Origin of the sequence: Pseudochrobactrum sp. Wa41.01b-1, from assembly GCF_019464455.1 — a bacterium.
Classification (GTDB): domain Bacteria; phylum Pseudomonadota; class Alphaproteobacteria; order Rhizobiales; family Rhizobiaceae; genus Pseudochrobactrum; species Pseudochrobactrum saccharolyticum.
This window is the reverse complement of sequence record NZ_CP080493.1, coordinates 2,474,786-2,489,273: the sequence shown is the minus strand read 5'-3', so window position 1 is coordinate 2,489,273 and position 14,488 is coordinate 2,474,786. Positions and strand designations below refer to the sequence as shown.

The window sequence follows — 14,488 nt, the reverse complement described above, 5'->3', positions numbered from 1 at the left end:
TAACAGTTTCCGGAGCAGACAGGGTGAAACCGCCAAAAGGAAAAGCCGCCAAATCTCATAATGGTTCATCAGCGCGATCTGCGGGCAAACCGGCTGCACAGTCACGCGATAACCGTAAAGCGGTGTCGGCTGCACCTTCGCAGGGTTTTAAAAAACCGCGCCCGAAATTTGCTAAAACCGAACAGAATGCTGCGGCTTTTGAAAATGTAGCACCGGCTGCACCGAAAAAAGTAACGGCTGAACCGGCTGTCGCTCAGCGCTCATTGCTGAAACTAACAGGCGACCGTCCTCAGCAAAATCTGCCGGTTATTCTCGAGACCAGCCCGAGCGAAGATTATGCGCTGCTTGACAGCGGCAACAGTCTCAAACTTGAGCAATACGGCCCTTACCGCATCATCCGCCCTGAGGCGCAGGCAATCTGGCAGCCTGCATGGCCGCAGAGCGAATGGGATAAGGCAGACGCAATCTTCACCGGCAATACCGATGAAGAAGGCATGGGACGCTGGCATTTTCCGAAACAGCAATTGGGTGAAACCTGGCCAATGGCGTTGCAGGATGTGCGCTTCTTCGGCCGCTTCACCTCGTTCCGCCATGTCGGCGTTTTTCCGGAGCAGGCCGCGCACTGGGCTTTCATGGCGCAGCAGGTTCGTGATGCCCGCAAAAAGCAGATCAACCGTTCCGTGCGTGTCCTCAACCTGTTCGGCTATACCGGCGTTGCCTCGCTGATTGCGGCCCATGCCGGCGCTGAAGTGACCCATGTGGACGCTTCCAAAAAAGCGATCAACTGGGCGCGTGAAAATCAGGCGCTGGCCGGTCTGGAAGACAAGCCGATCCGCTGGATTTGCGAAGACGCAACCAAATTTGTGGCGCGCGAAGAGCGTCGTGGCAATACTTACGACATTATCCTGCTTGATCCGCCCGCTTATGGCCGCGGCCCGAATGGTGAAGTCTGGCAGCTTTTCGACAATCTGCCGCAGATGGTCGATATGTGCCGCGCCATTCTCTCGCCGGATGCCCTCAGTGTTGTGCTGACTGCCTATTCGATCCGTGCTTCGTTCTTTGCCATTCACGAGCTGATGCGCGACCGCTTTACCGGTCGCGGCGGCGTGATTGAATCGGGCGAGCTGATCCTGCGTGAACGCTCTGCCGAGCGCGCACTTTCCACTTCCATGTTCTCCCGCTGGATTGCCAATTCATGACTAAAGACAATGATTTTTCCCGCAAAGATACTCCGCGCACCGGTAGCGTCAAAGAAGTTACCAGCCTGACCAACCCGATCGTCAAAGACCTGCGTGCTTTGTCGATGAAGAAATTTCGTGACCAGCAGGGCGTGTTTCTGGCGGAAGGTCTGAAACTGGTGATCGATGCCATTGATCAGGGCTGGCGCATCCGCACTCTGGTGTTTTCCAAAGCCGGTAAAGGCAACCCGCTTGTTGAGAAAGTAGCAGCCCGCACCAAAGCCGGTGGCGGTCTGGTGCTGGAAGCTTCAGAAAAAGTGATTGCGGCAATCACCCGCAAAGACAATCCGCAAATGGTTGCCGGTGTTTTTGATCAGCGTTTTGAAACACTGGATCACCTGCGCCCGCAGGGCAATGACACCTATATTGCTCTCGACCGTGTGCGTGATCCCGGCAATCTCGGCACCATCATCCGTACCGCTGATGCGGTCGGTGCCAAAGGTATTATTCTGATCGGTGACTGTACCGACCCTTATTCGATGGAAACCGTACGCGCGACCATGGGGTCAGTTTTTGCTGTGCCGCTCTATCGCGCCAAGCATGACGAATTCGTCAACTGGCGCAAATCCTATAAGGGTGTGCTGGTAGGAACGCATCTCAAAGGCGCGGTTGATTACCGGACCATTCCTTACAACAAACAACCGGTCGTGCTGATGATGGGCAATGAGCAGCAGGGATTGCCTGATGATCTTGCTCAAATTTGCACACATTTGGCACGTATTCCTCAGGCTGGCCGTGCGGATTCGCTTAATCTTGCCATTGCCACAGGCGTCATGCTCTATGAAATCCGCCGTGACGCTCTGGTTCTGGATGATCGCTAAACTAAGACACGCAGGAGTTTAAGCCCCTATGTCCCAACGTGCCACTCTCTGGTCTGTTCTGATTATCGTTTTCGCTGTCACCTCAGACCAGTATATCAAATTTCTGGTTGAGAGCGGCATGGACTATAATCAGCAGATTGATCTGCTGCCGTTTCTGGCGCTTTACCGCACCCATAATGAAGGCATCGCTTTCTCCATGCTGTCGTGGCTGCATGACGGCGGCCTGATAGCCATGACCGTTGCTGTCATCGGTTTCGTCTCCTATCTGTGGTGGACAACCGCACCGGAACGGGTGATCAGCCGTATCGGCTTTGCGCTGATTATTGGTGGTGCATTGGGCAATCTCATCGACCGCAGCCTGCTTGGCTATGTGGTGGACTATATTCTGTTCCATTTGCCTAGCTGGTCATTTGCGGTCTTCAACATGGCCGACGTTTACATTTCTACCGGTGCCGGACTGATTATCCTCGACGAACTGGTACAATGGAAGAAATCCCGCTCTGCAGGTTGAGGGCAAGTAGTCCCGCTTTGCTGGCTGAAACACCTCAAAATCTTCACCAAATCCGGTCATTTCCCTGACAAAATCTCCGGCAAATCAATTTAAACGGATTTGCCGGCGGCTTTTTTACATGCTGTCGTTCTTCATACCTGTCAGTTTCACCGGCCTGACAAGACAATCTAAAAGGCATATGTCACATGCCTGACGCAGACATCCTCTATAAATACCGCAACTCAGAAACGTGGCTAAGCAGACAAAATACTTGCGGACAGCACTGAGACAGTTGAATCCGGCGGAGGATATATCTTGCCACAGGCTCTTGGAATTTTTTCACAAACCGCGCATGATGCACGCATGAAGCAAACACCACCAGATACGCTTGAAATAGGCGCCATTTTAGCTGATGCCGGTTTTTCTTCACTGACCGGCCAGATACTGGGGCGTATGGGCAGTCTTATTGTGCGGATTGCGGATAATCCGGACACGATCCGTATTGCGCAAAAACTGCGCTACGATGTCTTTTACACCGAGCTCGGTGCGCAAAAATCTCAGAATACCATTCTCGAAGAACGCGACAGCGACCATTATGATGCGATCTGTGATCATCTGGTGGTTTATGACACATCAATCTCCGGTGGTGAGGCAGAGCAGCTTGTCGGCACATACCGGCTGATGCGCAGCGACATGCTCGCGGCAGGTCATACATTCTATTCTGCCGGTGAATATGAAATCACCAAACTGCTTGAACGCAAGCCCGGCCTGCAATTTCTTGAGCTCGGCCGCTCCTGCGTCAAGCCGGAATACCGCTCCAAGCGTACGGTTGAATTGCTGTGGCAGGGCATCTGGTCCTATTGCCGGCAGCACAGGATTGAAGTGATGTTCGGCTGCGCCTCATTCCACGGTACGGTGCCGGAAGCCCATGCACTGCCGCTGTCTTTCTTGCATCATAATTGCCGCGCCGATGCGGAATGGGATGTGCGTGCGCTTGAGCAGCATTACCGCTCGATGGATATTGTTCCGCAGGAAGCCATCAATCCGAAAGTGGCATTGTTCTCCATGCCGCCGCTGATCAAAGGTTATCTGCGCCTCGGCGCGATGATCGGTGACGGTGCAGTGGTTGACCATCAGTTCGGCACCACGGATGTGCTGATTGTTCTGCCGGTCGAGCGTATTTCCAGTCGCTACATCAATTATTACGGCGCTGAAGCTGACCGTTTTGTATGATGTTATGAAAACAAAAAGACCGGCAATATACCGGTCTTTTTTATATCTGATGCGATAAGATATTTATGACATATCCGAGCGGATCACGGACATAAAAACGCTGCACACCCCACGGCTCCTCCGTGAGCGGATAGGTGATCTCAAATCCTGCAGCCTGTGCGCGATGATAGACTTCATCCAGATTATCGACCTCAATGGAAAGACGGGGCACATCCGTTCCGCCGCCGCCCTCTGTCGCTAAACTGAGCTGTTGGACGGGCCTGTTTTCTGCGGTCGCTCCGGCAGCCAGCGTTACGATCCAACCGTGATCCATAATCACATCCAGCCCCAGCAGCTCCTCATAAAAGACCCGTGCAGCCTGAAGATCAGAGCCTACCAGATTAGCTACGATCCTCAGAACTGCCATATAAATTCTCCTGTCAGAATTTAGCTTTTAACCGACAATTGCTTCAGGTGGTACAAGGCTTCCAGCGCCTCGCGCGGTGTTAAATCATCCGGATTGATCTCGCTCACAGCGCTCAGCAATGCACTGTCCTGCGCCGGTTTTGCAACCTCACGCGGCTTGGCAACGACAGCAAAGAGCGGCAGATCATCAATGATCTTTTCAGCCTTGCCGGAGGTTTCGCCCTCCTCTAAGCGATGCAGTACATCGCGCGCCCGTTCAACCACCGCATCCGGCAGACCGGCAAGACGGGCAACCTGCACACCATAGGAGCGGTCAGCGGCACCTTTGGCCACTTCGTGCAGGAACACGACATCGCCTTCCCACTCTTTCACCCGCATGGTGACATTGGCAAGTCGTGCCAGCTTCTCTGACAGTGCCGTCATTTCATGAAAATGTGTGGCGAACAAAGCGCGGCAACGATTTTTCTCGTGCAGATATTCCACACTCGCCCAGGCAATCGACAACCCGTCGAAGGTTGCAGTACCACGACCGATTTCATCGAGAATGACCAGTGAGCGCTCACCGGCGAGATTGAGAATGGCGGCGGTTTCAACCATTTCCACCATGAAGGTAGAACGGCCACGCGCCAGATCATCCGATGCACCGACACGGCTGAACAGACGATCAACAATACCGATATGCGCAGATGTAGCCGGAACGTAAGAGCCCATCTGTGCAAGGATTGCGATCAATGCATTCTGGCGCAGGAAGGTCGATTTACCGCCCATATTGGGACCGGTCAAAAGCCAGATCGCGCCGAATTTCTGATCGCCCAGCGGAGACAGGTCACAATCATTGGCCACGAAAGGATTAGCGGCCTGTTTTTTCAGCGCCTGCTCGACAACCGGATGACGGCCACCATCAATGGCAAAATTCAGACTATCGTCCACCTTCGGACGGCAATAGCCCTGCTCATCGGCCAAAACACTCAGCGCTGCCGACACATCCATCACGCCAAGAGCCGCAGCACCGGCACGAATAGCATCGGCATTTTCAACTGTGTGACGGATTAATTCTTCGAAAATTGCCAGTTCAATCGACAGTGCACGATCAGCGGCATTGGCAATTTTGGTTTCAAGCTCCGCCAGCTCTGTTGTGGTGAAACGCATGGCGCTGGCCATAGTCTGGCGATGGATAAACCGTGCTTTGGCCTCATCCGTATCGGTCAGTGCACCGGCATTATTGGCAGTCACCTCGATGAAATAGCCCAGCACATTATTATACTTGATCTTGAGCGATTTTACGCCCGTCTCTTCCATGTAATCAGCCTGAAGTCCGGCAATCACGCGACGCGACTGATCACGGAGACTGCGCATTTCATCCAGCTCGGCACGATAGCCCGTGCGGATAAAACCGCCATCACGTTTCAGCAATGGCAGTTCTTCCGCCAAAGTCTGATCAAGCAATTGCGCATAATCTTCCGGCAATGCGAGGATAGAGCGGCAGGCTTGTGCCAGCTCTTCCGGCAATTGCTTATCCTGAAACAGTTGGCGCACCAGATGTGCCGCCTGGAAACCGGCATGCAGGGCACCAAGATCACGCGGACCACCGCGCCCGACCGCCAGACGTGACAAGGCACGCGGCATATCCGGCACACCGCGCAAAGCAGCACGCAGCCCCTGTGCCAAGGGTGTTTCACTTAAGAAAAACGCGACCGAATCCTGTCTTGTAGTAATTTTTTCCGGCTCAGTCAGCGGCGCTGTCAGGCGCTCGGCCAGCAGGCGTGCACCGGCACCGGTGACCGTGCGGTCAACCGCCTTGAGCAATGAGCCTTCACGATTGCCGGAGAGCGTGCGCATCAGTTCCAGATTGGCGCGGGTTGCCGGATCAATAAACAGCGACGACCCATCCGTCTCACGTTCTGGCCGCATCAGCGGCGGGCGCTCGGCAATCTGGGTTTTCTCTAAATATGCAATGGCACCGGAAATGGCGGAAAGTTCGGTGCGGTTGAATTCACCGAAACCATCCAAAGTTGCCACGCCGTAATAACGCTTGATGCGTTCTTCTGCCGTTGAACTTTCAAACAGGCTCGGATGTTGTGGCATGACAATACGCCCGAGCAGATCCAGTACCGGACGGATTTGCGGATCCTGAAAGGCGGTTTCCGGCACGATCAGCTCGCTCGGATCAACGCGCATAATATCGGCATAGAGTTTTTCAGGCGTGGTTTCCGTCATGCGGAACTGGCCGGTGGAAATATCAATCCATGCCAGCGACAGCCGACCTTCTTCCGCACCTTTTACGCGGCCAAGTATCATCAGAAAGTTAGCACGCGCCGGATCAAGCAGTTTTTCTTCGGTGATCGTGCCCGGCGTGACAAGTCGGATCACATCGCGTTTGACCACGGATTTGGAGCCGCGTTTCTTCGCCTCAGCCGGATCTTCCACCTGCTCACAGACGGCCACGCGGAAGCCCTTGCCGATCAGACGCTGCAAATAATCATCTGCCGTATGCACCGGCACACCGCACATCGGAATATCTTCACCCAGATGTTTGCCGCGCTTGGTCAGTGTGATCCCGAGAGCCTCTGATGCCTCAATCGCATCATTGAAAAACAGCTCGTAAAAATCGCCCATACGATAGAACAGCAAGCTGTCGGGATAGGCAGCCTTGATCTCAATATATTGTTCCATCATCGGCGTCGGACGCGCGGTGAGACCTGCATCATAAGTGCTCTGCGGCTCATCTGCGAGTTCAGGCGTCCGGTCAGGTTTTACTGAGGCTGTATCATGCTGCGTCATAGGGAATACACATGTTCCTGAAATAATTTCTCAAAATCCTGCACGAGCATTTCCGGTTTTGATTAAACCAATAGGAAATGCTCTGCCATTTTGTTTTCCGCGTATCTTGCTCCGAAAACTGCTTCACACTTTTCGGGATACGCTTCAGTTTAAAACTTCGAACAAAGCCCTGTGAAGCAGCCAGTTGCTTATATCCCCGTGATTTTCGCCGGAATGCGCCGATTATACGAATATTGTCTTTGAACATCGGAATCTTTTCAAATATTGCGCTACACAAACAGGCCGACTTGATATAAACACACTGCCCAGCCATCCGAAGGATGTTTCAATATATTATAATACTATGGCCGTTCACGCTGCATAAGCTGACAACCGCCCTCGCAGAGAAAATCGGAGGGGTCAATGACCAACGATAAGACCACCCAGAAGCCGCAATCTGGCCAGAAACCACAAGCCGGAAAAGGCACATCCCTGACAGAACAGGAAGCGCTGGATTTCCACTCCCGCGGACGTCCGGGCAAGCTGGAAATTACTCCGACCAAACCAATGGCTACCCAGCGCGATCTGTCGCTGGCCTATTCTCCGGGTGTTGCTGTACCGGTCAAAGCGATCGCGGAAGATCCCGCCAAGGCCTATGACTATACATCCAAGGGTAATATGGTTGCCGTGATCTCCAATGGCACCGCCATTCTGGGTCTCGGCAATCTCGGCGCACTGGCTTCCAAGCCGGTGATGGAAGGCAAGTCGGTGCTGTTCAAGCGCTTTGCCGATGTGGATTCCATCGATCTCGAAGTCGATACCACCGATGTGGAAGAATTCATCAATTCCGTACGCTATCTCGGCCCGAGCTTCGGCGGTATCAATCTGGAAGACATCAAAGCACCTGAGTGCTTCGTCATCGAAAGCCGCCTGCGCGAGCTGATGAATATTCCGGTTTTCCACGATGACCAGCATGGTACTGCGATTATCGCCGCTGCCGGTATGATCAATGCTCTGCACCTCACCGGCCGTGACCTGAAGACCACCAAAATGGTTTGTAACGGTGCCGGTGCTGCCGGTATCGCCTGTATCGAACTGGTCAAAGCCATGGGCTTTGCGTCCGAAAATGTAACGCTATGTGACACCAAGGGCGTGGTCTGGCAGGGTCGTACTGAAGGTATGAACCAGTGGAAATCCGCCCATGCAGTCAAGACTGACAAGCGCACATTGGCGGAAGCCATGGAAGGCGCGGATATTTTCTTCGGTGTTTCCGCTAAAGGCGCGCTGACCGAAGATATGGTTCGCTCCATGGCCGATAATCCGATTATCTTCGCCATGGCCAATCCTGATCCGGAAATCACACCGGAAGAAGTGGCAGCCATCCGCTCCGATGCGATCGTCGCGACCGGTCGCTCCGACTATCCGAACCAGGTCAACAACGTCCTCGGCTTCCCGTATATTTTCCGCGGTGCGCTCGATGTTCGCGCCACCACCATCAATGATGCGATGAAAGTTGCCGCCGCCAATGCGCTGGCAGAACTGGCACGCACGGATGTGCCGGATGATGTGGCTGCCGCCTATCAGGGCAACCGTCCGCGTTTCGGCCCGAATTACATCATTCCTGTGCCGTTTGATCCGCGCCTGCTCTCCACAATTCCGGTTGCTGTTGCCAAAGCCGCAATGGACAGCGGTGTTGCCGGTAAGCCGATTGAAGATCTGGATGCCTATGCACGGTCTCTGGCTGCACGCCGCGATCCGATCGCCTCGACAATGACCGGTATTTATGACCGTATCCGCCGTCATACCAAGCGCGTGATTTTTGCCGAAGGTGAAGAGCCGCAAATCATCCGCGCTGCCGTTTCCTTCACATCGCAGGGTTTGGGTAAAGCCATTCTGCTCGGCCGTGAAGACCGCATTCGTGAGACAGCCGAACAGGCCGGTATCGACCTTGACAAAATCGGCATTGAAATCACCAATGCCCGTCTGTCCAAGCGCACCTCGGAATATGCCGATTATCTCTATGAGAAATTGCAGCGTAAAGGCTACCTGTTCCGCGACTGCCAGCGCATGATCAATAATGACCGCAACCATTTTGCGGCCTGCATGGTCGCCATGGGCGATGCGGACGGCATGGTTACCGGCGTAACCCGCAATTATGCCACCAGCATTGAAGATGTGCGCCGCGTGATTGATGTGAAACCGGGACACCGGATGATCGGTGTATCGCTGGCTTTGTGCCGTGGCCGTACCGTTTTCATCGCCGATACTGCGGTGCATGAACAGCCGACAGCGGAAGAACTGGCTGATATCGCCGTGGAAGCCGCCAATGTTGCACGCCGCATGGGCTATGTGCCGCGCGTTGCCATGCTGGCTTATTCCACCTTCGGTCATATGTCCGGTGCACGCTCGGAAAAGATTCAGGAAGCCGTGCGTATTCTCGAAAAACGCCATGTAGACTTTGAATTTGACGGTGAAATGAGTGCCGATGTGGCTCTCAACGGCAAGCTGATGGAATCCTATCCGTTCACCCGCCTGACAGGCCCTGCCAATGTGCTGGTGATGCCGGATTATCATGCGGCCTCCATCGCCGCTGATATGCTGCAGGAACTGGGCGGCGCAACACTGATCGGCCCGTTGCTGACCGGTCTCGACAAGGCTGTGCAGATCGTACCGCTGAGCGCCAAGGATTCCGACATTGCCAATATGGCGGCCTTTGCCGCCTATGCGGCAACCAACTGATTATTTCAGTAACCAAACTCAAAAGGCCGGAGCACTCTCCGGCCTTTTTTGTTTAAAGCACAATGCAGACTTACCGTTGCGTTCAGCTTTAATCCATGCTCAGTTTTCTGCATCGTAACTTTGCTACTACGGAACCATGATCCATGCGCTTGTCCGATCTTCATCTTGACCGCATCATTGACAGGCAGGCGCTTGCTGCCGCGCTCACAGAGATCGTCAACGCAGATGCAAGCAAAGACCAGATGCGCAATCAGGTTCTGAAAACACTAAAAACCACATGGAAAGACGGTAAAGCCCGTGCCGAGACCATGTTGCTGGAAGACGGCGGCGGTATTGCCTGTGCCAGACGCATCAGCGGATTGATGGATCAGATCATTGCCGCGCTTTATGATTTTACCGTTGAGCATATTTATCCGGCGGTGAACCCGTCCAAAGCGGAAAGCCTCGCCATTATCGCTGTCGGCGGTTACGGACGCGGCGGTCTGGCACCGGGTTCTGATATCGATCTGCTGTTTCTGCTGCCCTATAAGCAAACACCATGGGGCGAGCAGGTTGTGGAATATATGCTCTATATGCTCTGGGATATGGGGCTGAAAGTCGGCCATTCCACGCGCAATATTGATGATGCTATCCGCCTGTCGCGCGAGGATATGACCATCCGCACTTCACTGCTTGAAGCGCGCTTTCTCACCGGCAGCCAAGAGCTTTTTGACGAACTCACCACCCGTTTCGATCAGGAGATCGTTGCCGACAGCGGTGCGGAATTTGTGCAGGCCAAGCTGATTGAGCGCGATATCCGCCACAAAAAAGCGGGTTCAACGCGCTATCTGGTCGAGCCGAATGTTAAAGAGAGCAAAGGCGGGCAGCGCGACCTGCAAACCCTGTTCTGGATTGCCAAATATATTTACCGTGTTCATTCCACGGAAGAGCTGATTAAACGTGGCGTTTTCTCCCGCAGCGAAGCAAAATTGTTCAGCAAGGCCGATGATTTTCTCTGGGCAGTACGCTGCCATATGCATTTTCTCTATGGCAAGGCGGAAGAACGCCTGTCCTTCGACATTCAGCGCGAGATTGCCACCCGCCTTGGCTACACGGATCATCCGGGGCAGACCGGTGTTGAACGCTTCATGAAACATTATTTTCTGGTCGCCAAGGATGTCGGTGATCTGACCCGCATCATCAGTGCAGCGCTGGAAGAAGAGCAGTTCAAAGAAACACCGGGCACCGGCCAGATCTATTCCACACTGACCCGCAAAAAGCGCAAAATTGCCGGCAGTACGGACTTCATTCTCGACCATAACCGCATCAATATTGCTGATGATGAGGTGTTTCAGCGTGATCCGGTCAATCTGATCCGGCTGTTCTATCTCGCTGATAAACACGGGCTGCAATATCACCCGCATGTCATTCAGCGCGTCAGCCGCTCGCTGAAACTGATCAAAAGCGATGTGCGCAATGACAAGGAAGCCAACCGGCTGTTTCTGGAAATTGTTGCCTCGCCGCGCACGCCGGAACGCACATTGCGCCGCATGAATGAATCCGGGGTGCTGGGGCAATTCATTCCTGATTTTGGCAAGATCGTCGCGATGATGCAGTTTAATATGTATCATCATTATACCGTTGATGAGCATCTGCTGCGCTGCATCGCCATCATGTCCGAGATTGAACATGAGACGCTGAAAAACGAGCATCCGCTCGCCCACAGCCTGTTGCCGACACTCAAAAACGACCGGCATCTTCTCTATGTGACCTTGCTGCTGCACGATATTGCCAAAGGCAGGCCGGAGGATCACTCCACCGCCGGAGCCAAAATCGCCCGTAAATTATGCCCGCGTTTCGGGCTTAATCCGTCAGAGACAGAATTGGTGGCATGGCTGGTGCAGGAACATCTGACCATGAGCAAGGTTGCGCAATCGCGCGATCTGAATGACCGCAAAACCATTGCCGATTTTGCCGCTATTGTTCAGACCACCGAGCGGTTGAAACTACTGCTGCTGGTAACAATCTGCGATATTAAAGCGGTCGGCCCCGGCGTCTGGAACGGCTGGAAAGGTCAGTTACTGCGCACCCTCTATCATGAAACAGAATTACTGCTGACCGGTGGCTTCTCGGAAGTGAGCCAGACCGAACGCAGCAATCAGGCACGCTGCCAGCTGGCCGAGCAGCTTGGCGACTGGCCGGAGGACAAGCGGAAAGCTGTTCTGGCGCTGCATTATGATAATTATATGCTGACCGTGCCGCAGGAAGACCAGAAGCGCCATGCGGATTTCATCCGCGCCAGCGATGAAGCGGGCAAAATCCTCAACATTCTGGCACGCCCGCATGAGTTTGAAGCAGTGACTGAACTGACCATTCTGTCGCCCGATCATCCGCGCCTGCTGTCAATTATTGCCGGTGCTTGTGCAGCGGCAGGTGCCAATATTGTGGATGCACAGATTTTCACCACCACGGACGGGCGGGCGCTCGATACCATCCTCATCAGCCGCGAATTCGACACCAATGATGATGAAATGCGCCGTGCTGCGCGTGTTGGTCAACTGATTGAAGATGTGCTGACCGGCACCACCTATCTGCCGGAGGTTCTGGCACGCAAGACTAAAGCACGGCGCTCTGCTCGTGCTTTTCATGTCACGCCGCGGGTGCATATCAACAATACGCTCTCGGAGAAATTCACAGTGATTGAGGTCAAAGGGCTGGATCGCACCGGTCTCTTGTCGGAAATTACCAATGCGATTTCCGATCTTTCGCTCAATATTGCCTCGGCGCATATTACGACATTCGGTGAGAAAGTGATTGATACTTTCTATGTCACCGGTCTCGACGGGCAAAAAATTACAGGTACGACCAAGCAGGCCAATATCCAGAAACGCCTCCTCAGCTTGTTTGACAAGAGCGGGAGTGATAGCAGAGCACCAGATAACAAAAACGGCGATCCGAAAAAATTGCGCGAAACGGCAGGTTAATCCGGCTTGCGCCTTTTTAAAGTCTGCCGCATTGCCTGCATGTCCTTCCCTATTCACGAGATGAATTCATGAGCCTGCTGAAAAAATTTGCAACTGTTGCTTCCGGCACGCTGATGAGCAGAATCTTCGGCTTTACCCGTGAAATGCTGATGGCAGCTTTTCTCGGAACCGGTCCTGTTGCGGATGCTTTCAACACCGCTTTCCGCTTTCCAAATACTTTCCGGCGCTTATTTGCTGAGGGTGCATTCAATGCTGCCTTCGTGCCGCTCTTTGCCAAAGAGATCGAGCAAAATGGTATGGATGGTGCCAAGCGCTTTTCTGAAGAAGTCTTTGGGGTGCTGTTCACCATTCTTCTCGGCCTGACCATCGCCATGGAACTTTCCATGCCGTTTCTGGTCAGTACAGTTATTGCACCGGGCTTCACCAGTGATCCGGTGAAGTTTGAGAATACGGTCAATCTGGCGATGATCATGTTCCCCTATCTCGCCTGTATGTCGCTGGCAGCGATGATGGGCGGTATGCTCAACAGCCTGCATAAATATTTCGCGGCAGCCATTGCGCCGGTTTTCCTGAATTTCATTCTGATCGGCGCGCTGCTGCTGGCATGGGCGCAGAATTACGACCCGCTGCAAATCGGTTATGCCTTGTCATGGGGTGTGATGGCGGCAGGTCTGGTACAGCTCGCTATTGTCTGGTTTGCAGTACGCCGCGCTGGTATCAAAATCGGCTTTCGCCGCCCGAAACTGACCCCCAATGTACGCCGCTTGCTGGTGCTGGCACTGCCTGCCGCGATTACCGGCGGCATTACGCAGATCAATCTGCTGATTAATACCAATATTGCATCCGGCTCAGATGGTGCTGTGTCCTCTCTCGTTTATGCTGACCGGTTCTATCAGCTGCCGCTCGGTGTGGTCGGCATTGCTGTTGCCACAGTTCTGCTGCCGGAATTGTCGCGTGCCTTGCGCGGCGGCCATATGCAGGAAGCCGGAAATCTGCAGAACCGTTCTGTCGAATTCACTCTGTTCCTGACATTGCCTGCGGCGGCAGCCCTGCTGGTTTTCTCCGAACCACTGGTGCGCCTGTTGTTTGAACGCGGGCAGTTCGGCCCGGAATCCACGCTGATTGTTTCACAAATTCTCGCAGTTTACGGTCTCGGCCTGCCAGCCTTTGTGCTGATTAAAGCCTTTATTCCGGGGTTCTTTGCCCGTGAGGATACCCGCACACCGATGATCTTTGCCGGTATTTCGGTGGTGGTGAATGTGACACTGGCGCTGATCCTGTTCCCGCGTCTCGGCCCTACCGGCATTGCGACGGCGGAAATCACTGCCGGTTGGGTCAATGCCGTTCTGCTGCTGTCCGTTCTGATCTGGCGTAAACATTGGGATTATGATGCCGGTCTCATCCGCCGTATTCCGCGCCTGATTATCGCAGCAAGCATCATGGCCGCAGCTCTGTATTTTGCCGCTCAATATTTTGAGACCTATTTGAGCAGGCAGGCAGGACTACTGGTGCAGGCAACAACGCTCGGCCTGCTCGTGATCGGCAGCATGATTGTTTATTTTGCAACGGTTTTTGCCATTGGCGGTGCCAGCCTCTCCGCCCTGAAAGGCAATATGCGCCGCCGTAAAAAAGCAGCGGCAACGCCGGAGAATACAGATATTTCCGCTTGATTGCTTTTCAGCACTCTGGCAGTAATAACACATCCGGAAGACAGGATTACACGCCTGCCTTCCGGATATTTTTTATAATCCAAACTTTTTAGCCAAGACTGGCAGCATGCGTCCAAACCACATATGCCAGCCTTAAAAGCAACCCCAGAGCATCCCTGATTATCAAACC

9 protein-coding genes are annotated in these 14,488 nt (G+C 53.7%); 7 read left to right on the top strand and 2 right to left on the bottom strand.

What is annotated here, in order from left to right:
- Window positions 1-23: 23 nt before the first annotated feature.
- The 4 genes from K1X45_RS11545 (at window position 24) to K1X45_RS11530 (ending at window position 3,782) form a co-directional block, all read left to right on the top strand.
- Entirely contained in the window at window positions 24-1,199 is a 1,176-nt protein-coding gene (locus K1X45_RS11545) for a class I SAM-dependent methyltransferase (protein WP_370627034.1), read from the top strand.
- On the top strand, window positions 1,196-2,059 hold the full coding sequence (locus K1X45_RS11540; RefSeq protein WP_220158893.1) for an RNA methyltransferase: 864 nt from the start codon (window positions 1,196-1,198) through the stop codon (window positions 2,057-2,059). Before K1X45_RS11545 ends, K1X45_RS11540 begins: the two co-directional genes overlap by 4 nt.
- A 28-nt stretch (window positions 2,060-2,087) precedes the next feature.
- The gene (lspA, locus tag K1X45_RS11535) at window positions 2,088-2,570 is read left to right on the top strand and encodes a signal peptidase II (RefSeq protein WP_213596187.1); all 483 of its coding nucleotides are present in this window, start codon (window positions 2,088-2,090) and stop codon (window positions 2,568-2,570) included.
- Between the two features lie 342 nt (window positions 2,571-2,912).
- Window positions 2,913-3,782, top strand: coding sequence for a GNAT family N-acetyltransferase (locus tag K1X45_RS11530; protein WP_213596185.1), 870 nt, complete (start codon window positions 2,913-2,915; stop codon window positions 3,780-3,782).
- A gap of 40 nt (window positions 3,783-3,822) precedes the next feature.
- On the opposite strand, the gene K1X45_RS11525 is transcribed toward K1X45_RS11530, so the two are convergent.
- Window positions 3,823-4,188, bottom strand: coding sequence for a VOC family protein (locus tag K1X45_RS11525; RefSeq protein ID WP_220158892.1), 366 nt, complete (start codon window positions 4,186-4,188; stop codon window positions 3,823-3,825).
- 20 nt (window positions 4,189-4,208) lie between these two features.
- Complete coding sequence (gene mutS / locus K1X45_RS11520) at window positions 4,209-6,863, bottom strand: DNA mismatch repair protein MutS (RefSeq protein ID WP_255560987.1); 2,655 nt, start codon at window positions 6,861-6,863, stop codon at window positions 4,209-4,211.
- Window positions 6,864-7,370: 507 nt separating this feature from the next.
- On the opposite strand from mutS, the gene K1X45_RS11515 reads away from it, so the two are divergent.
- From K1X45_RS11515 to murJ, 3 genes are all read left to right on the top strand, one after another.
- Window positions 7,371-9,686: an NADP-dependent malic enzyme gene (locus K1X45_RS11515; protein WP_220158890.1), complete on the top strand. Its 2,316-nt coding sequence runs from the start codon at window positions 7,371-7,373 to the stop codon at window positions 9,684-9,686.
- 143 nt (window positions 9,687-9,829) lie between these two features.
- On the top strand, window positions 9,830-12,649 hold the full coding sequence (locus K1X45_RS11510; protein WP_220158889.1) for a [protein-PII] uridylyltransferase: 2,820 nt from the start codon (window positions 9,830-9,832) through the stop codon (window positions 12,647-12,649).
- A gap of 68 nt (window positions 12,650-12,717) precedes the next feature.
- A complete protein-coding gene (murJ, locus tag K1X45_RS11505) occupies window positions 12,718-14,319 on the top strand; it encodes a murein biosynthesis integral membrane protein MurJ (protein ID WP_220158888.1) in 1,602 nt (533 codons plus the stop codon).
- Window positions 14,320-14,488 lie beyond the last annotated feature (169 nt).